Below are 17,158 nucleotides of genomic sequence, written 5' to 3'. Positions count from 1 at the left end.
TGTCTCGGCCGCCTCGCAGTGGCAATCGTCCTGAACCCGAGTGATGCTGAAAGGATCCGTGGTGCTTCCCGAATGGATCAGCCTTGATTGTGTGGCCCCGTCCGAGCTCCATCGGCAGGCGGCGCTGGAACGCCAGGCCCAGTTGACCAAGCCGATTGGCGCCCTTGGGCGATTGGAGCAGGTGGCGGTCGAGCTGGCGGCGCTGCAGGCGTTGGAGCGGCCGGGGGCCGATAGGGTCCCGGTGGTGCTGTTCGCGGGGGACCATGGCATCGCGGCACGGGGCGTGTCGGCGTATCCGCCGGAAGTGACGGTGCAGATGCTGCACAACTTCGCGGCCGGTGGCGCGGCGATCTCGGTGCTGGTGCGCAGCCTGGGCTGTCCGCTCGAGGTGGTCGATGTCGGTACGCTGGCGGATGAGCCGGTGCCCGGTGTCGTCGTCGACAAGCCGCGGCGCGGCACGCGCGACTTCAGCACCGGGGCGGCGCTGACGCCGGAGGAGGTCGCGTTCGCGGCCGACGCCGGACGGCGCGCGGTGGCGCGGCAGGCCGATCACGCGCCGCAGCTCGTGATCTTCGGCGAGATGGGGATCGGCAACACGACGTCGGCGGCAGCCATCGCCGCCGCGCTGCTGTCATGCGCGCCCGCGGACATCGTCGGCAGTGGCACCGGGCTCGACGCCGCCGGGCGGGCGAGGAAGGCTGCGGTGATTGCCGATGCGTTGGGGCGACACGGGCTCACGGCGGGAGCGGCCGTCGCGGACGTCCTGGCTGCCGTCGGCGGCTTCGAGATCATTGCGATGGCCGGCGCGATCGTCGCCGCCGCGCAGCGGCGCTGGCCGGTGCTGGTCGACGGCTTCATCGTCTCGGTCGCGGCGCTGGTCGCCGTCCGCCTCAATCCCTCCTGCCGTCCGTGGCTGCTGTTCTCGCATCGCTCGGCCGAGCGCGGCCACGCCATCGTGCTCGACGCGCTCGGTGCCCGTCCGCTGATCGACCTCGATCTGCGGCTCGGCGAGGCCTCGGGCGCCGCCACTGCGCTGCCGATCATCCGATTGGCCTGCGCGCTCCACGGGGGCATGGCCACCTTTGCGGAGGCCGCCGTCTCGGGAGCCAAGTCCTGATGCGGATCGATCTGCTGCGGCACGGGACGACAGGACGGGACGGCCATCTCGACGGCCGCACCGACCCGCCGCTCAGCGAGCCCGGCTGGGATCAATTCCGGCGGCAGACGCGGAGTCGGATCTGGCGCAGCGTCGTCAGCTCGCCGTTGGCGCGCGCACGTGCGGCAGCGGAGGATTATGCCCGGCTGACCGGCTGCGCGCTGGACATCGACGCGGATTGGAGCGAGCTCGATTTCGGCCTCTGGGACGGGCGGACGCATCGCGACATCGCCGCGGAGCCCGGAGGCGAAGCCTTGCTCGACACCTTCCATGCCGATGCTGAGGTCCGGGCGCCGGGCGGTGAGAGCTGGTCCGATTTGCAGGCGCGAGTGGCGCGCGCAACACATCGTATCCTTACCCGGCCCGAGCCTGCGCCGGTTCTGGTGGTTGCGCATGGCGGCGCCATGCGCGCAGCGCTCTCGCATCTGCTCGGCTGGCCGCTGCGCCAGCTGTGGAGCCTGCGCATCCGGCCCGGCACGCGGATCACGCTCGAAGCCGGGCAGGGCGGTGATGGTGTATCTTGGGGCGAAATCGTCGAGATCATCCAGCCATGAGTCTGCGTGAATTCTGGATCGCATTGCAGTTCCTGACACGGCTGCCGACACCGCGGGTCGCTGAGTCGCGACCGGACGATCTTGCACGGGCGTCGGTCTGGTTTCCGGCAGCCGGACTGGTGATTGGCGCCTGTCTGGCGCTGGTCGCCCGCCTTTTTCATGATGCCGATCCCTGGATCGTCGCGCTGACCGTGCTGGTCGCCTGGATCGGGATCACCGGCGCGCTGCATCTCGATGGGCTCGGCGACGTCGCCGACGCGTTCGGCGCCTCGCATGGCAGGCCGGAACGCTTCATCGCCGTGCTGGGCGATCCCCATGCCGGCAGCTTTGCCGTCGTCGCGATCAGCTTGCAGATCGCCGCCAAGCTGGTGCTGATCGCCGAGCTGGCGACGGGCCCGACGGCCTGGGCGCTGGTGCTGATCCCGGCCTGGGCACGCTGGGGGACTTTGATCTGCAATAAGACCCTGCTGTCGTTGAAGCCAGGGCTGGGGGCGAGCATCTCGAACAGCGTCGGCTGGAACGTCATCGTCGCCTGGGGCGGCGCGCTCGCGATCGGCGCGCTGGCCGGTGCGGTGCCGACGCTGATCGCGATCGCTCTGGTTCCGGGAATCGCGTTCTATTGGCAATGGCGGCTCGGCGGCATCACCGGCGATTGCCATGGCGCCAGCATCGAGGTCACGGAAACGCTGCTGCTTGCCGCCTGCGTTCTCGGCTAGGACGCGCTGCCGAGCGCCTGCGCCAGCCGCTGCCAGCCTGTCTCATGGCCCGGCAGGCCGAAGCGCAGCCAGCTTGTTTGAGCCGGAAAACGCCGGACATGGATGCCATGGCGGGCGAGCCGCTCGGCCAATGCGGCAGCATCCGTGCTCTCGACCAGTCTGAACAGCGGCGTTCCTCCAAGAGCCCTGGACGTAGGGGGGCCGTGAATCCTGCAGCCGGACGTGGTCAGCATCGTATCGAGGCGTTGTCCGTCTGACATCAGCCGCACGCGTGCCTCCTGCAGCCATCGGTCGTCAGCGAGAGCAAGCGAGCCAACCGCGAGCGCAGGTCCAGACACGGCCCATGGCCCCAACGCCCGGCGCAGTTGATCGGCCAGGTCCTGGCACGTGACGGCAAAACCGAGTCTCAATCCGGCCAGACCGTAAGCCTTTCCGAACGATCGCAACACCAGCGTGGCTGGCGGCAAATTCGGTATCAGGCTTGCCTCAACGGGACAGAAATCAGCAAAGGCTTCGTCCACCACGAGCAAACCGTTGCGACGGGCGAGAAACACGCCCAGCAAGTGGAGTGTGGCGCGTGGCATCAATCGCCCCGTGGGATTGTTCGGGTTGACCACAATGGCGACGTCTGCTTCGGCCAGTGCTTCGACCTTGTCGACCAGACGCACCTGGTGGCCGCAGCTGCGCCAGCAGAGCTCATGTTCTTCGTAGGTGGGCGCCAGCACGGCAACCGAACTTGGAGCGCGAAGACGCGGCAGGATCTGGAGCAGCGCCTGGGTGCCTGCGGCTGCAACGATCGATGCGGGTGTCCGCACGCCGTAGCGTGCGGCAGCAGCGGACAACAGCGCCTGCTCGTCGAGCTTGCTGGGCAACATTGCCCAGCTCTCAGCCGGGATCGCCGGCACGGGATAGGGGATCGGGTTGATTCCGGTCGACAGATCGATCCACGGCTGTGGCGCATCCGGATAGCGACGGCTGATCGCAGCGAGATCGCCGCCGTGAAGGATCGCTTCCGGCTCGTCCGCGCGCATGCTAGTCGCTCTGTCGTCCATCTCTTTCCTTTACATGTCTTTCCTTCAGCGGAGATCGATGTTCGTCTCTCTCGCGCTCACGGCGCTCCTCGTCGAGGCGGCGGTCGGTTATCCCCAGGTCCTGGTGCAGCGGATCGGTCATCCCGTGATGTGGGTGGGCGCGCTGATAGCATGGGGGGACCGCCGCTGGAACAGGGCAGCAGACGGCTTTGCCGCACGACGCGCGCGCGGCATTGCGCTCGTGTGCCTGCTCGTCGCGGGGATGATGGCCACCGGTCTCGCCGCAACATGGGTCATGCAGGCGCTCGTCGGCGAACCGGTCGCAACCATCATCCTTGGTGTGGCGGCAAGCAGCCTGCTGGCCCAGCGCAGTCTCGACACGCATGTCGCCGCGGTTGCAGAGGGACTGGGGCAGGAGGGGCTCGAGGGTGGCCGCCGAGCCGTCTCGATGATCGTCGGCCGCGATCCCGAGCGGCTGGATGAGGCCGGCGTCGCGCGGGCCGCGGTCGAGAGCCTGGCAGAAAACTTCTCCGATGGCGTCGTCGCACCCGTGTTCTGGCTCGTCGTCGGCGGGCTGCCGGGCATCCTGATCTACAAGGCTCTCAACACCGCCGACAGTATGATCGGTCATCTCTCGGACCGTCACCGCGCGTTCGGCTGGGCGGCGGCGCGGCTCGACGATCTCGTCAATCTTCCGGCCTCGCGCCTGTCCGCGCTGTGGATCGCAGCCGCCGCGGCCTGCATCCCGAGCGCCTCGGCTTCGGCCGCGGTGCGAGCCGTCGCACGCGATGCATCGAAGCACCGTTCGCCCAACGCCGGCTGGCCCGAAGCGGCGATGGCCGGTGCGCTCGGACTGCGCCTGGCGGGGCCGCGCGTCTATCACGGTCATCTCGTCACCGATGCCTGGATGGGCGACGGGCGCGCCGATCTCGACGCGTCCGACATCCGGCAGGCCTTGCGGCTGTATCGGCTGGCCTGTTTGGTTCAAGCCCTGGTCGTCGCAGGACTCGTCCTGGTCAGGATCCTGTAGCCGCCACGGGCGGCGCGGGCTTGCTCGCCAATGCCAGGATGCGGTCAACGTCGACGTAGCGCTCGAGATGCGCCGCGAGTGCATCCAACGTCGTGTCCACATCGATCTCATAGGAGAGGCCGCTGGTCGTCGCGCCGAGGCCGCGCAGCCAATGGCTGCGCAGGCCGTCGTCGGCGAACAGGCCATGCACGTAGCAGCCGGCTACCAGGCCATCAGGCGCGATGGCGCCATCGCGCCGGCCATCGGAGAAGGTGAGGAAGGAGCGCTGTGTCGCCCGTCCCTCCGTGCGGCCGATGTGCATCTCGTAGCCGCGGAACGAGAGCTTATCGTGCGTCAGCGTGCCCTGGACCTCGCGTAACGCCTTGTCATCGGTCAGTGTCGTTTCGACGTCGAGCAGGCCAAGTCCCGCGACGGAACCAGCTGCACCCTCGTGCCCATCCGGATCGCTGATCACGCGCCCCAGCATCTGATAGCCGCCGCAGATGCCGAGCACGCGGCCGTCGCGGCGAAGATGCGCGCGGAGATCAATGTCCCAGCCGACTTCACGCAAGGCGGCGAGATCGGCGATCGTCGCCTTCGAGCCCGGCAGGATCACCATCGATGCGTCGCCGGGGATCGGCGTGCCAGGCCGCAAGAACTGCAGATCGATTCCATCTTCCAGCCGCAACGGATCGAACTCGTCGAAATTGGAGATGCGCGGATAGGCGAGGATGACGACCTTCGGTCGCTGTCCTCCCGATGATCCGCGTTCAGCCAGGCCAAGCGCGTCCTCCGCCGGCAGGCGGCGCGCATCCGGAAAATGTGGAATGAGCCCGAGCGATGTCCACCCCGTCCGCTGCGCGATCTCGTTCATGCCCGACGCAAACAATGCGGGGTCGCCGCGAAACTTGTTGACGAGGAAACCCGCCACGCGCGCGGCATCGTCCGGCGGGATCACCGTCTTGGTGCCGACCAGGCTCGCAATCACGCCGCCCCGATCGATATCGCCGATCAGCACCACCGGAATCTGCGTCGCCTGCGCAAAGCCCATGTTGGCGATGTCGCCGCCGCGCAGGTTGATCTCGGAGGCGGAGCCTGCGCCTTCGACCAGCACGATGTCGGCATCCGCCGCGAGCTGATGGAAGCTGTCGAGCACGGCCGCCATCAGTTGCGGCTTCATCGCCTGATAGGCCGACGCCTTGGCGGTGCCGATGACGCGGCCCTGCACCACGACCTGCGACCCGATCTCGCTTTGTGGCTTCAGCAGCACCGGGTTCATGTGCACCGTCATCGGCCGCCGCGCCGCGCGCGCCTGCAGCGCCTGGGCACGGCCGATCTCGCCGCCATCAGCGGTGACGGCGGCGTTGTTCGACATGTTCTGCGGCTTGAACGGCGCCACCTTGAGGCCGCGCAATGTCAGCGCGCGCGCGAGCCCCGCGACGATCAGCGATTTGCCGACGTCGGAGCCGGTGCCCTGGAACATGATGGCCCGCGCGCTCATGAACTCAGTACTCGATGCCTTCCTGCGCCCTCACGCCGGCCGCGAAATGATGCTTCACGAGGTTCATCTCGGTGACGAGATCGGCGGCCTCGATTAGCTCCGGCTTGGCGTTGCGGCCGGTGACGACGACGTGCAGATCGGGACGGCGCCCTGCGAGCGTGGCGACGACGTCTGCGATATCAAGGTGATCGTAGCGCAGCGCGATGTTGAGCTCATCGAGGACGAGCAGCCGGATCGACGGATCCGCCATCAGCTCCTTAGCCTTCGCCCAGGCGCGCTCGGCCGCGGCGACGTCGCGCGCACGATCCTGCGTCTCCCACGTAAAGCCTTCCCCGAGCGTGTGCCACGACACCTGATCGCCGAACTTCTCGATCGCCTTGCGCTCGCCTGTTTCCCACGCACCTTTGCCGAACTGCACGACGCCGATGCGAAAGCCGCGGCCGAGTGCGCGCAGCATCAGGCCCCACGCCGCCGTCGATTTGCCCTTGCCCTTGCCGGTGTGAACGATCAGCAGGCCCTTCTCCACGGTCTTGGAGGCGACCTCGGCATCCTGCACCGCCTTGCGGTTCTCCATCTTCGCCTTGTGGCGTGAATCGTCGGCGCTTCCGGTCATCGGCATTTTCTCCTGGTCACTTCAACGTCAGCGGCAGTCCCGCCGCCATCAGGATCACGCGATCCGCTAAGGCCGCGATGTCCTGGTTCAGTCGCCCCTGGGCATCGCGAAAGGCGCGCGCGAGCGCGTTGTCCGGCACGATGCCCAATCCGACTTCGTTGGACACGGCCACGATCGGGCCATGCGCGTTCCTGAGCGCGTCGATCAGCTCGGCACATCTGGCCGGCACGTTCATGTCGGCGAGCATCACGTTGCTGAGCCAGAGCGTCAGGCAATCGATCAGCATCGGTACGCCCGATTCTCCGCTTGCCCGGACGAGGCCCGCGAGATCATGCGCCGTCTCCAGCGTCTGCCATCCCTTGGCGCGGCGCGCCTTGTGCTGGGCGATCCGGTCGGTCATTTCGGCGTCGAAGGCCTGCGCGGTCGCAACATAGGTCCAAGGCGCGGGAAGGGCGGTGACGAGGGCCTCGGCATGGCGGCTCTTGCCCGAGCGCGCACCGCCGAGCACCAGCGTCAGGCGCGGCAGGGCGGGATGCGGCGGGGCGGGGACCATGGGGACGATTCCGATTGACGGGCTTTGGTGCGACCCGTATCTAACAGATGACGGTTCTCCGAAAGGAGAGATTTAGGGAACACGGTGCGGGTTCTTGACCCAAGGCCGTGGCTGCCCCCGCAACTGTAATCGGCGAGTGTGAGGCCAAGACACCACTGGGAAACCGGGAAGGTGGCCCCATGCAGCGACCCGAAAGCCAGGAGACCTGCCGTCGAGATTGCTGTTGGCCGACCCGTCGCGCGGGGAGTCGCGATGCTGGTTCTGATCCCGCCGGGATGGGTGGGATGCCGTCGGATGCAGCGCATCGTCCGGTCCTCTGGGGAGCCGGCAAGCGACGGAGACGGCCATGAAGTTGACCCGTACCACGACCTTTGCAGCCGCGAGCCTGGTGCTGCTCGCCACCGATCCCGCCTTCGCGCATCACATGATGGGGGGCAAGCTGCCGCAGACGTTTGCGCAGGGGATGCTGTCCGGCCTCGGCCATCCTGTCATCGGAATCGACCATCTGGCGGCGATCGTGGGCGCGGGCATCGTTGCAGCGCTTCTGGGCCGCGGCTTCGCGCCGGTGCTCGCCTTCACCACCGCGATGATCGCGGGCGTCGGCCTTCATGTGGCCAAGGCCAACATCCCGGCTGCCGAGCTGCTGGTCGGCCTGACCACCGTCGTGGTTGGGCTGGTGGTGGTGATGCGTGGCCGTTTCGGTGTGCTGCCCGTCGCCGGCCTGTTCGCCGTGACCGGTCTCGTCCATGGATATGCGCTGGGCGAATCGATCGTCGGGGCCGAGAATACCCCGCTCGGGGCCTATCTCGTCGGTCTGCTCGTGATCCAGACCATCATCGCCGCCGGCGCGTTCCTCGGCACCAGGCTGCTGTCGGCAAAGGCCAAGACGGCTGCGCCGCTGGCGCTGCGGCTCGCGGGCGCTGCCATCGTGCTGGTGGGTGGGGTCGCCGCGGCGACGGCGGCCGGCGTGATCGGCTGATTGATGACCGCATCCGAGACTGGTGAGACGACGCTGTTCGTCTGCGTCACTTGCCGTTCGCAGGGGACGGAACCTACGCCGCCTGATCAGCCGCGGGCCGGAGCCCGTTTGCTCGCCGCGATCGAGACGTTGCCGACCGCGCAGCGCGCCGGTGTCACCGTTGTCGGTGTCGAGTGTCTGTCGAACTGCAATCGTGCGTGCACGGTTGCGGTGACGGCGCCGGGCAAATGGACCTATGTGCTCGGCGCGCTCGATCCGGATCTGCATGCGCGGGATGTGCTGACATTTGCGCAACTGCATCAGCGCCATGACGCCGGTCTGCCGGCCTGGCGCGAGCGTCCCGAATACATTCGCAAGAACACCGTCGCCCGCGTGCCTGCGCTGTCAGCGCCACGCTGAAAACGAGAGATCGCATCGCCATGACGAAGTCGTTCGCCAAGACGCCTTGCACCATCGTCACCGGTTTCCTCGGCGCCGGCAAGACCACGCTGGTGCGCAACCTGATCGAGACCGCGAACGGTCGCCGGCTCGCCATCATCGTCAACGAGTTCGGCGATGTCGGCATCGACGGCGACATCCTGAAGGGGTGCGGCGTGCCGGATTGTCCGGAGGATCGCATCGTCGAGCTGTCGAACGGCTGCCTGTGCTGCACCGTTGCCGATGATTTCGTCCCCGCGCTCAGGAGCCTGCTGGATCAGAAGGAGCCGCCTGAGCATATCGTGATCGAGACCTCGGGGCTGGCGCTGCCGAAGCCGCTGGTGCAGGCCTTCAACTGGCCCGAGATCGCGACGCGCGTCACCGTCGACGGCGTCGTTGCGGTCGTCGATGGTCCGGCGGTGGTCGCGGGACGCTTCGCCGATGATCCCGAAGCGCTCGCCGCGCAGCGCGCCACCGATGCGTCGCTCGATCACGACAATCCGCTGGAGGAGGTCTACGAGGACCAGCTGTTGTGCGCCGATCTCGTCGTGATGAACAAGAGCGACCTGATGAGCGAGGAGCAGCGCAAGGATGTCGCCGCCGAGATCGCGGCGAAGGTGCAGCGTGCCGTCAAGGTGATCGCGACGGAGCACGGCAGGCTGTCGGCTTCGGTGCTGCTCGGACTCGGTGCCGCCGCGGAGGACGATCTCGCGGCCCGGCCGTCGCATCACGACAACGAGGCCGAGCACGATCACGACGATTTCGAGAGTTTCGTGCTCGACGTTCCGGCGCAGGCTTCGCCCGATGCGCTCGTCGACCGCATCGCGGCCGCCGTCGACGCACATGATGTGTTGCGGGTGAAAGGGTTCGTGGAAGTCGCCGGCAAGCCGCTGCGCCTCCTGGTGCAGGCCGTCGGCAGCCGCATCCAGCATCAGTTCGAGCGCCCGTGGCGCTCGGGCGAATCGCGGCAGGGGCGGCTGGTGATCATCGGCGAGCGCGGCCTCGATGCCGCCGCCATCCAGAGCCTGATCACAGGATAGGCGTCACCGATGCACCTGCTGGCGACAACGGGCGCGGATCTCGACGACCTCGAACAGGCCGTGGATCTTGCACAGTCGCCGGCCGAGATCGTCGTGCTGTCGTTCTCGGACACCGACCTGTCGGCGCTGGCCGAAGCCTGGACCGTGTCGTCGGATGACCTGCCGAGCCTGCGCCTCGCCAGCTTGAAACGGCTGAAGCATCCGATGTCGGTCGATCTCTATGTCGACCGCGTCGTGCTGGGCGCGCGCGCCGTCGTCGTGCGCTGTCTCGGCGGGCTCGACTATTGGCGCTACGGGCTGGAGCGCATCGCATCGGTCTGCCGCAGCCGCCACATCCTGTTCGCGGCACTGCCGGGTGACGATCGCGCCGACGACAGGCTTGCTGAGCTCTCGACCTTGCCGCAGGACGCGACCTCGCGTCTCTACGGTTATCTGCACGAGGGCGGGGTCGGCAATGCGCGCGAGGCCCTGCGCTATCTCGCGACGCTGCTCGGGCGCGACGCGCAGTTTGCCGAACCGATCGCGATCGGTTCGATCGTCGGCTTCATGCCCGATCGCGGAGCCGTCGGCATCGATGATCTCTGCAGCCATGATGATGCGCGGCCGAGCGCGCTGATCGTGTTCTACCGTGCGAGCCTGCTCGCTGCCGATACGGCCGGGATTGCTGAGCTGATGCGGGCGATCGAAGCCAAAGGGCTGGCGGCAGTCGCGGTCGCGGTGACCAGCCTGAAGGATCCCAATATTGGGGATGCACTGGCGCGACTCGTCCAGCGCCGGCGTCCTGCGATCATTTTGAACGCCACCGCGTTCTCGGCGCTGCGCGACGACGGCACCACGGTGCTCGACGTGGCCGATGCACCAGTTCTGCAAATCATCCAGGCGCAGAGCACGGAAGAGGCCTGGGCCTCGTCGGTGCGCGGACTGTCGCCGACGGACCTTGCGATGAATGTCGTGCTACCGGAGCTCGACGGCCGGCTGTTGGCGCGCCCGATTGCGTTCAAGGGCGAGGCGCCGGCGGATGAGCGTCTGCAGTTCAGCGCGATGCGCTATGTGCCTCAACAGGACCGCATTGCTTACGTCGCGCAACTGGCGGCGCGATGGGCGCAATTGCGGGGGCTGCCGGCCAGCGAGCGGCGCGTGGCGCTGGTACTCTCCGATTATCCGTCGCGCGGCGGGCGTTGCGGCTACGCCGTCGGTCTCGACACCAGCGCAAGCGCAGCCGCCATTGCGCGGTTGTTGGCGGAGGCGGGGTACGATATCGGCCGTGTAGCGCCGACTGCGGACGATATCGAAACGCTGCTGCGGGACGAGGCAGATCAGCTCGTGGTGCCGCTCGCGGCCTATCGGTGTGCTCTGGCGCCGTTGCCGGACGATCTGCAGCGTGCGCTACATGACATCTGGGGAGAGGCGGAAGCGGACCCGGCGTTCCGGGATGGCGCCTTCCATTTTCCGGTGCTGCGTGCGGGAAAACTCCTGATCTTGTTGCAACCGGATCGTGGCAGTCGCGCCGATCGCAAGTCCGGTTATCACGACACCAGCGTGCCGCCGCGGCACGCCTATGTCGCGCTCTATGCATATCTGCGAGAGGCCGAGCGGATCGATGCGCTGATCCATCTTGGTGCGCATGGCACGCTGGAATGGCTGCCGGGCAAGGCGCTGGCGCTGTCAAATGCGTGCTGGCCCGAGGCCGTACTGGGCCCGCTGCCGGTGATCTACCCCTTCATCGTCAACAATCCCGGCGAAGCGATGCAGGCCAAGCGGCGGTTGTCGGCACTGACGCTCGGGCATCTGACGCCGCCGCTGTCGCAGGCCGGTCTGCACGGATCCCTGCTGGAGCTGGAGGGGCTGGTCGAGGAATATGCCGAGGCGGATGGCCTCGACAAACGCCGCCTGAAACTGCTCGAGGAGGAGATCGTCGCGCGGGCCTGGCAGGGCGGCCTGGCCGCCGATTGCGGGCTCGACCGTGCCATGACCGGACGCGAGGCGATCGCGCAGCTCGACGCGCAGCTCTGCGACATCAAGGAGCTCGCGGTGCGCGACCGCCTGCACGTGTTTGGGGAGGCGCCCGACACGGCGGCGACCGCCCTGCTGGCCGATGCGATCACGGCGGCGATGGGGCAGGCGGTGACGGTCGATCGCGCCGACATCGCCGCACGGATCGCCGCGAGCGCTGCGGCCGAGCGCAGCGCGTTGCTCGCCGCGCTCGATGGCCGGCGCGTTGCTGCCGGTCCCGCCGGAGCGCCGAGCCGCGGCCGTCTCGACGTGCTGCCCACGGGCCGCAATCTGACCGCGATCGATCCGCGCGCGATCCCGACCCGGACCGCGGCCCTGGTCGGCGTACGCGCGGCTGATGAGGTGATCCGGCGCTATTTGCAGGATCATGGCGACTACCCGCGCGCGCTCATGCTCGATCTCTGGGCGTCCGCATCGCTGCGCACGGGCGGCGACGATCTGGCCCAGGCCTTGGCTTATCTCGGCGCGCGGCCGCGCTGGGACCTCAACTCCAATCGGGTCACCGGCGTCGACGTGCTGCCGTTGGCGATGCTCGACCGCCCGCGCATCGATGCGACGCTGCGGATCTCGGGGCTGTTCCGCGACCTGTTCGAAGCGCAGATCGCGCTGTTTGATCTCGCCGTGCAGAAGGTGGCGTCACTCGACGAGGACGATGCCGACAATCCGCTGGCCGCGGCACGGCGGCGCGGCGAGAGCCTGGCGCGCGTGTTCGGCGGCGCACCCGGCAGCTACGGCGCCGTTGCCGCCGACCTCGCGCTCGGGATGGACTGGACGAGCCGGTCGCAGCTCGGCGAAGCGTATCTTGAGAGCACCGCTTACAGTTTCGGCGGAGCGCATGACGGCGTGTCGGCCTCCGACACGTTCCGCGCCCGCGTCCGTAGCGCCGATGCCCTCGTGCATCCGCAGGACGATCGTGAGCGCGACCTCCTCGATGGCGAGGAGGTGGCCGATTTCGCCGGAGGCTTCGCAGCCGCTGCAGCGTCGCTCGGCGCGTCGCCCGTACTGCTGCATCTCGACACCAGCCGTCCGGAGGCGCCCGCGGCGCGGAGCTTCAGCGAGGAGATTGCCCGCGTGGTGCGCGGCCGTCTCACCAATCCGCGCTGGATCTCGGGAATGCTCGCGCATGGCTATCGCGGCGTCGCCGAGATCGCGCAGGGCGTCGACGCGCTCTACGCCTTTGCGGCTACCTCCGACACCGTTGCCGAGCACCTGTTCGATCTGGCGCATGGCGCGCTGCTGCGTGACGAGGCCGTGCTGGACGGCATGACCGCACGCAATCCCGCGGCCGTCGCCGCGATCGTGGCGCGATTCGAAGACGCGCTGCGTCGGCAGCTGTGGGTGCCACGCCGAAATGCCGTCGCCGATGAGCTTGCGCATGCCCGCACGCGCCTGACGCAAGCGGAGAGCGCGTCATGACCGCCTCGGTCGAGATCAAGGGCTGGTGCCCGGGCGCGCGGCGGCCGATGCCGAGCGGCGACGGCCTCATCGTTCGTGTCCGGCCGCATGGCGGCGCGTTGCCGGTGTCGGCGCTGCGTGAGCTTGCCGAGGCCGCTCGGCGCTACGGCAACGGCCAGATCGACCTCACGCGCCGCGCCAATCTGCAAATACGCGGCGTATCGTCCGAGACGCTCGCGCCGCTGTGGGAGCTGATGGCATCGCTCGGCCTGCTCGATGACAGCGCCGAGCTCGAGGCCATCCGCAACATCGTCGTCAACCCGCTGGCGGGACTCGACCCGGCCGAATGGGTCGACATGCGCCCCGTCGCCGCCGAGCTGGAGACGCTGCTGGCCTCGGATCAGGCGCTCCATGCGCTGCCGCCCAAGTTCGGCTTTGCGCTGGACGGTGGCGGCAGGCTGCCGCTGACCGGGCTCGCCGCGGACGTTCGTCTCGTCGCCTGTGGTGGTACTGAGGCGAGGCGGATCGCCGTCGGCATTGCCGGTTCAAACGACTATGTGTGGCTGGGAACGGCAGCCGTGACCGACGCGGCGTCGACGGCCGTTCACCTCGCGCGGCTGGTGCTGCAACACAGCCCGACGCGACGTTCCGCGACGTTGCCGCCGCAAGCGAGCGCTGCCATCCGCGCCGAACTGGGCCTCGATGTTTCAAACGCCGTCGCGACGGCGTCGGCAACCATTTCGCAGCGACGTTGCGGCGTCATCGCTCTGACGGATCAAACCTGCGCCGTCGGTCTCGGCGTGCCGTTCGGCCGCATTGATAGCGGCACGCTGGCGCGGCTTGCGGCCATGCTTGCGGCACACGATGTCGCCGAGGTCCGCTTGTCACCATGGCGCGCGCTGTATGTCGCCGCGGGTGCCGTGATCGCGGAGCAACTGGCGGCGGATGCCGCCCGGCTCGGTCTGGTCGTCGACGATGCCGATCCACTGATGCGCATCGACGCCTGCTCGGGCGTCGGCTGCTGTCCATCGACCGGACTGGCGACGCGACAGCATGCCGGCCTGCTCGCGGATGCGATGGCTCGGACCGGATTCAACGGCACGCTGCACGTCTCCGGCTGCGCCAAGGGCTGCGCACGCTCGGCAGCCGCGGACGTCGTGCTGGTCGGCGAGGGCGAAGGTTATCACGTCGTCCGCAACGGCACGGTGAAGAGCGAGCCCTGCGGCATGCTCGATCCCACCGAGATCGACGTCGACGGGCTGTTCGAAACGAAAGAAAAGGCCGATGTCTGAGCTGCGCGACTACATCAAGGACGGCGCGGAGATCTATCGCCGCTCGTTCGCGACCATCCGCGCCGAGGCCGATCTGTCGCGCTTCCGCGGACTGGAAGAGAAGATCGCCGTGCGTATCATCCATGCCTGCGGCATGGTCGAGATCACCTCCGACATCGCGATGTCCGAACACTTCGCCACCGCGGCGCGGGAGGCGCTCGATCGTGGCGCGCCGATCCTGTGCGATGCCAAGATGGTGGCGCAGGGGATCACGCGGGCGCGGTTGCCGGCGAGGAACGAGATCATCTGCACGCTCGATGCGCACGAGGTGCCGGCGCTCGCCGCGCAGCTCGGCACGACCCGATCCGCAGCAGCGCTGGAGCTGTGGCGGCCGCATCTCGGCGGCGCCCTGGTGGCGATCGGCAATGCGCCGACGTCGTTGTTTCATCTGCTCGACATGCTCGATCAGGGCGCGCCGCGACCGGCGGCGGTGATCGGAACGGCTGTGGGGTTCGTGGGAGCCCGCGAGTCCAAGGAGGCGCTCGCGGCCGATGGTCGGGTACCGTATCTGATCGTCAAGGGCCGCAAGGGCGGCAGCGCCATGGCGGTTGCTGCGGTGAATGCGATCGCGAGCGACGTCGAATGAGCCTGCTCGACACCATCGCGGGCTCGGCCGATCCGGGTACGCTGTACGGCATCGGCGTCGGTCCGGGCGACGTTCGCTATCTGACCTTGCGCGCCGCTGGTCTGGTTCGGTCCGTCGACGTGGTGGCGTTCTTTGCCAAGCGCGGGATGGAAGGCAACGCGCGACGGATCGTGGCGCCGTTGATGGAATCCGGCCGCCACGAGCTGCGGCTCGAATATCCGGTCACGGAGGAATTGCCCGTCGCCGACTTGTCCTATCAGTCCCAGATCGCCGATTTCTACCGGCGCGCGTCGGAGAGCATCACCGCGCATCTGGCGGCGGGGCGATCGGTCGGTCTGCTGTCCGAAGGCGACCCGTTCTTCTACGGCTCGTTCATGCATATGTGGCGGCGGCTCGAGCGCGATCATCCGGTCGAGGTCGTCCCGGGCGTCACCGGCATGTCCGGCTGCTGGACCAAGGCCAATGTTCCCATCACCTGGGGCGACGATGTCCTGTCCGTGCTGCCGGGCACGCTGGGCGAGGACGTCCTGCATGACCGGCTGACGCGTTGCGAGGCCGCCGTCATCATGAAGGTCGGGCGCAACCTTGCTAAAGTGAAGCGCGCGATCATCAGCGCCGGATTGCTCGATCGCGCGCTCTATGTCGAGCGCGGTACGATGGAAGCGCAGCGTGTCGCGCCGCTGGCCGAGGTGGAACTGGACCGCGGCCCCTATTTCTCGATGATCCTGATCCCCGGACAAGGGCGTCGGCTATGACGGGTACGCTGACGATCGTGGGCGTCGGCCCGGGGCGGGCCGAACTGATCACGCCGGCCGCCGCGGCCGCCATCGCAGGCGCGACCGATCTGATCGGCTATGGACCGTATCTCGACAGGGTGACGACGACGAGTCCGGGTCAAATCCGGCACGCCAGTGACAATCGCGTCGAGCTCGACCGCGCCCGCCACGCACTCGGGCTCGCAAGCGACGGCAAGCAGGTCGCGGTGGTGTCGGGCGGTGATCCCGGCGTGTTCGCGATGGCCGCGGCGGTGTTCGAAGCGGTCGAGGCGGGACCGGCGGCGTGGCGTGACCTCGACATCCGCGTCGAGCCTGGTGTCACCGCGATGCTGGCGGCGGCGGCCGAGGTCGGGGCGCCGCTCGGTGGCGACTTCTGCGCGATCTCGCTGTCCGACAATCTCAAGAGCTGGACGACCATCCGCCGCCGCCTCGAGGCGGCTGCCGCCGCCGACTTCGTCATCGCGCTGTATAATCCGCTGTCCAAGGCGCGACCTCATCAGCTGGGCGAGGCGTTCGCGCTGTTGCGGCGGATCAAGCCGGAGTCGACCGTCGTCGTCATGGTGCGGGCCGCCGGCAGTGGTGATGTCCGACGGATCATCACCACCTTGGGCGAGGTCGATCCCGGCAAGGCGGACATGCGAACGCTCGTGCTGATCGGATCGACCGCCACGCGCCTGATCGCGCGCGAGGGAAAGGCGCCGTTTGTCTATACGCTGCGCCGCGAGGTCGAGGGCGGCGCATGAGCCAGTCGTGCCTCCAGCCATTGCAACGCGGCTCGCGCGCCGTCCAGCGCGACGCCCTGCGGCTTGTCGGGTCGGGCGATCATCACCACGGGAATCGCGAGCCGCCGCGCGGCTGCGATTTTCGGATAGGTCGCGGCGCCTCCGGAGTTCTTCGACACCACGAAGGCGATGCGCTCCTGGATCAGAAAGGCTTCCTCTGTCGCCTCGTCGAACGGCCCGCGATCGTGGACGAAGCGAATGTCGGGCGGCAACGCGACGTCGCCAGGCGGATCGATGGTTCGCGCGACGTAGTGATGCTGCGGGGCTGCTGCGAAGGCTGCGAGCTCCAGGCGCCCAAGACTGAGGAACACACACGCCGGATCTGCTCCGAGCGCGGAAGCCGCGTCGTCGGCACTGCTGACCTCGATCCAGCGGTCGCCGGCCTGACGTTGCCATGCCGCGCGCCGGATCGACGCCAGCGGCACCGACAGCGCATGGCAGGCTGCAACCGCATGTCGCGAGATCTGGTCGGCGTAGGGATGCGTGGCATCGACGACGGCGTCAATTGCATGATCGCGCAGCCAGGCTTCGAGTCCGGCGATGCCGCCGAAGCCGCCGATGCGCGTCGGCAGCGGCTGCGGTTTGGGCGAAGCGGTGCGGCCGGCGAGCGAGAGCGTCGCTGCGAACCGGTCGTCGCCGGCGAGCAGCTTCGCCAGCTCCGAAGCCTCGGTCGTCCCGCCGAGAATGAGGATGCGCATGCGGGGCA

General features: G+C 68.2%; 17 protein-coding genes and 1 riboswitch. Of the genes, 12 read left to right on the top strand and 5 right to left on the bottom strand.

Annotated features, from left to right (window positions below; translation table 11 throughout):
• Positions 1 to 61 precede the first annotated feature (61 nt).
• Genes cobT through ACQR13_RS31300 form a run of 3 tightly spaced genes read left to right on the top strand, consistent with a single transcriptional unit; the run spans position 62 to position 2,426 of the window.
• Complete coding sequence (gene cobT / locus ACQR13_RS31310; protein ID WP_316203082.1) at positions 62 to 1,117, top strand: nicotinate-nucleotide--dimethylbenzimidazole phosphoribosyltransferase; 1,056 nt, start codon at positions 62 to 64, stop codon at positions 1,115 to 1,117.
• A complete protein-coding gene (locus ACQR13_RS31305; protein ID WP_316171914.1) occupies positions 1,117 to 1,710 on the top strand; it encodes a histidine phosphatase family protein in 594 nt (197 codons plus the stop codon). The genes cobT and ACQR13_RS31305 overlap by 1 nt, the downstream gene beginning before the upstream one ends.
• Positions 1,707 to 2,426 carry an adenosylcobinamide-GDP ribazoletransferase gene (locus ACQR13_RS31300; RefSeq protein WP_316171915.1) on the top strand — a complete coding sequence of 240 codons (720 nt, stop codon included), beginning with the start codon at positions 1,707 to 1,709 and terminating at the stop codon, positions 2,424 to 2,426. The genes ACQR13_RS31305 and ACQR13_RS31300 overlap by 4 nt, the downstream gene beginning before the upstream one ends.
• Here the strand turns inward: ACQR13_RS31300 and cobD are convergent.
• Positions 2,423 to 3,478, bottom strand: a complete 1,056-nt coding sequence (cobD, locus tag ACQR13_RS31295) for a threonine-phosphate decarboxylase CobD (protein ID WP_315754534.1) — start codon at positions 3,476 to 3,478, stop codon at positions 2,423 to 2,425. The two genes, ACQR13_RS31300 and cobD, sit on opposite strands and share 4 nt — an antisense overlap.
• Positions 3,479 to 3,515: 37 nt before the next feature.
• On the opposite strand from cobD, the gene cbiB reads away from it, so the two are divergent.
• Positions 3,516 to 4,487, top strand: a complete 972-nt coding sequence (gene cbiB / locus ACQR13_RS31290; protein WP_316194002.1) for an adenosylcobinamide-phosphate synthase CbiB — start codon at positions 3,516 to 3,518, stop codon at positions 4,485 to 4,487.
• On the opposite strand, the gene ACQR13_RS31285 is transcribed toward cbiB, so the two are convergent.
• Genes ACQR13_RS31285 through cobU form a run of 3 tightly spaced genes read right to left on the bottom strand, consistent with a single transcriptional unit; the run spans position 4,474 to position 7,133 of the window.
• Positions 4,474 to 5,967: a cobyric acid synthase gene (locus tag ACQR13_RS31285; protein ID WP_315754531.1), complete on the bottom strand. Its 1,494-nt coding sequence runs from the start codon at positions 5,965 to 5,967 to the stop codon at positions 4,474 to 4,476. The genes cbiB and ACQR13_RS31285 overlap by 14 nt on opposite strands.
• A 4-nt stretch (positions 5,968 to 5,971) precedes the next feature.
• Positions 5,972 to 6,580: a cob(I)yrinic acid a,c-diamide adenosyltransferase gene (gene cobO / locus ACQR13_RS31280; protein ID WP_315718430.1), complete on the bottom strand. Its 609-nt coding sequence runs from the start codon at positions 6,578 to 6,580 to the stop codon at positions 5,972 to 5,974.
• A gap of 16 nt (positions 6,581 to 6,596) precedes the next feature.
• The gene (gene cobU, locus ACQR13_RS31275) at positions 6,597 to 7,133 is read right to left on the bottom strand and encodes a bifunctional adenosylcobinamide kinase/adenosylcobinamide-phosphate guanylyltransferase (RefSeq protein ID WP_315754529.1); all 537 of its coding nucleotides are present in this window, start codon (positions 7,131 to 7,133) and stop codon (positions 6,597 to 6,599) included.
• A gap of 34 nt (positions 7,134 to 7,167) precedes the next feature.
• A riboswitch (cobalamin riboswitch) is annotated at positions 7,168 to 7,360 on the top strand.
• A gap of 119 nt (positions 7,361 to 7,479) precedes the next feature.
• On the opposite strand from cobU, the gene ACQR13_RS31270 reads away from it, so the two are divergent.
• Genes ACQR13_RS31270 through cobJ form a run of 8 tightly spaced genes read left to right on the top strand, consistent with a single transcriptional unit; the run spans position 7,480 to position 16,413 of the window.
• The gene (locus ACQR13_RS31270) at positions 7,480 to 8,112 is read left to right on the top strand and encodes a HupE/UreJ family protein (protein ID WP_315828430.1); all 633 of its coding nucleotides are present in this window, start codon (positions 7,480 to 7,482) and stop codon (positions 8,110 to 8,112) included.
• 3 nt (positions 8,113 to 8,115) lie between these two features.
• Positions 8,116 to 8,511 carry a DUF1636 domain-containing protein gene (locus tag ACQR13_RS31265; protein ID WP_315718433.1) on the top strand — a complete coding sequence of 132 codons (396 nt, stop codon included), beginning with the start codon at positions 8,116 to 8,118 and terminating at the stop codon, positions 8,509 to 8,511.
• Between the two features lie 20 nt (positions 8,512 to 8,531).
• Positions 8,532 to 9,569 (top strand): cobalamin biosynthesis protein CobW, encoded by a 1,038-nt coding sequence (gene cobW / locus ACQR13_RS31260; protein WP_315718434.1) that lies wholly within the window; start codon positions 8,532 to 8,534, stop codon positions 9,567 to 9,569.
• A 9-nt stretch (positions 9,570 to 9,578) separates the two neighbouring features.
• Complete coding sequence (gene cobN / locus ACQR13_RS31255) at positions 9,579 to 12,998, top strand: cobaltochelatase subunit CobN (protein WP_316192278.1); 3,420 nt, start codon at positions 9,579 to 9,581, stop codon at positions 12,996 to 12,998.
• A complete protein-coding gene (gene cobG, locus ACQR13_RS31250) occupies positions 12,995 to 14,269 on the top strand; it encodes a precorrin-3B synthase (RefSeq protein ID WP_316192277.1) in 1,275 nt (424 codons plus the stop codon). The genes cobN and cobG overlap by 4 nt, the downstream gene beginning before the upstream one ends.
• Positions 14,262 to 14,894, top strand: coding sequence for a precorrin-8X methylmutase (locus ACQR13_RS31245; protein ID WP_316192276.1), 633 nt, complete (start codon positions 14,262 to 14,264; stop codon positions 14,892 to 14,894). Before cobG ends, ACQR13_RS31245 begins: the two co-directional genes overlap by 8 nt.
• On the top strand, positions 14,891 to 15,649 hold the full coding sequence (locus tag ACQR13_RS31240) for a precorrin-2 C(20)-methyltransferase (RefSeq protein ID WP_315718438.1): 759 nt from the start codon (positions 14,891 to 14,893) through the stop codon (positions 15,647 to 15,649). Before ACQR13_RS31245 ends, ACQR13_RS31240 begins: the two co-directional genes overlap by 4 nt.
• Positions 15,646 to 16,413 carry a precorrin-3B C(17)-methyltransferase gene (gene cobJ / locus ACQR13_RS31235; RefSeq protein WP_316192274.1) on the top strand — a complete coding sequence of 256 codons (768 nt, stop codon included), beginning with the start codon at positions 15,646 to 15,648 and terminating at the stop codon, positions 16,411 to 16,413. Before ACQR13_RS31240 ends, cobJ begins: the two co-directional genes overlap by 4 nt.
• Here cobJ and ACQR13_RS31230 read toward each other — a convergent pair.
• A complete protein-coding gene (locus ACQR13_RS31230) occupies positions 16,377 to 17,150 on the bottom strand; it encodes a cobalt-precorrin-6A reductase (protein WP_434863553.1) in 774 nt (257 codons plus the stop codon). The two genes, cobJ and ACQR13_RS31230, sit on opposite strands and share 37 nt — an antisense overlap.
• Between the last annotated feature and the right edge of the window lie 8 nt (positions 17,151 to 17,158).

The sequence above is a fragment of the Bradyrhizobium sp. HKCCYLRH3059 genome, assembly GCF_051168035.1.
Classification (GTDB): Bacteria; Pseudomonadota; Alphaproteobacteria; order Rhizobiales; family Xanthobacteraceae; genus Bradyrhizobium.
Note: the sequence above shows the minus strand (reverse complement) of the source record. Positions and strands in the feature narration are given on the sequence as shown.

Excerpts from the sequence above, each read along its gene's own strand:
- ACQR13_RS31305 (WP_316171914.1), top strand. The coding sequence starts at position 1,117 with ATGCGGATCGATCTGCTGCGGCACGGGACGACAGGACGGGACGGCCAT.
- ACQR13_RS31300 (WP_316171915.1), top strand. The coding sequence starts at position 1,707 with ATGAGTCTGCGTGAATTCTGGATCGCATTGCAGTTCCTGACACGGCTG.
- cobD (WP_315754534.1), bottom strand. The coding sequence starts at position 3,478 with ATGGACGACAGAGCGACTAGCATGCGCGCGGACGAGCCGGAAGCGATC.
- cbiB (WP_316194002.1), top strand. The coding sequence starts at position 3,516 with ATGTTCGTCTCTCTCGCGCTCACGGCGCTCCTCGTCGAGGCGGCGGTC.
- ACQR13_RS31285 (WP_315754531.1), bottom strand. The coding sequence starts at position 5,967 with ATGAGCGCGCGGGCCATCATGTTCCAGGGCACCGGCTCCGACGTCGGC.
- cobO (WP_315718430.1), bottom strand. The coding sequence starts at position 6,580 with ATGACCGGAAGCGCCGACGATTCACGCCACAAGGCGAAGATGGAGAAC.
- cobU (WP_315754529.1), bottom strand. The coding sequence starts at position 7,133 with ATGGTCCCCGCCCCGCCGCATCCCGCCCTGCCGCGCCTGACGCTGGTG.
- ACQR13_RS31270 (WP_315828430.1), top strand. The coding sequence starts at position 7,480 with ATGAAGTTGACCCGTACCACGACCTTTGCAGCCGCGAGCCTGGTGCTG.
- ACQR13_RS31265 (WP_315718433.1), top strand. The coding sequence starts at position 8,116 with ATGACCGCATCCGAGACTGGTGAGACGACGCTGTTCGTCTGCGTCACT.
- cobW (WP_315718434.1), top strand. The coding sequence starts at position 8,532 with ATGACGAAGTCGTTCGCCAAGACGCCTTGCACCATCGTCACCGGTTTC.
- cobN (WP_316192278.1), top strand. The coding sequence starts at position 9,579 with ATGCACCTGCTGGCGACAACGGGCGCGGATCTCGACGACCTCGAACAG.
- cobG (WP_316192277.1), top strand. The coding sequence starts at position 12,995 with ATGACCGCCTCGGTCGAGATCAAGGGCTGGTGCCCGGGCGCGCGGCGG.
- ACQR13_RS31245 (WP_316192276.1), top strand. The coding sequence starts at position 14,262 with ATGTCTGAGCTGCGCGACTACATCAAGGACGGCGCGGAGATCTATCGC.
- ACQR13_RS31240 (WP_315718438.1), top strand. The coding sequence starts at position 14,891 with ATGAGCCTGCTCGACACCATCGCGGGCTCGGCCGATCCGGGTACGCTG.
- cobJ (WP_316192274.1), top strand. The coding sequence starts at position 15,646 with ATGACGGGTACGCTGACGATCGTGGGCGTCGGCCCGGGGCGGGCCGAA.
- ACQR13_RS31230 (WP_434863553.1), bottom strand. The coding sequence starts at position 17,150 with ATGCGCATCCTCATTCTCGGCGGGACGACCGAGGCTTCGGAGCTGGCG.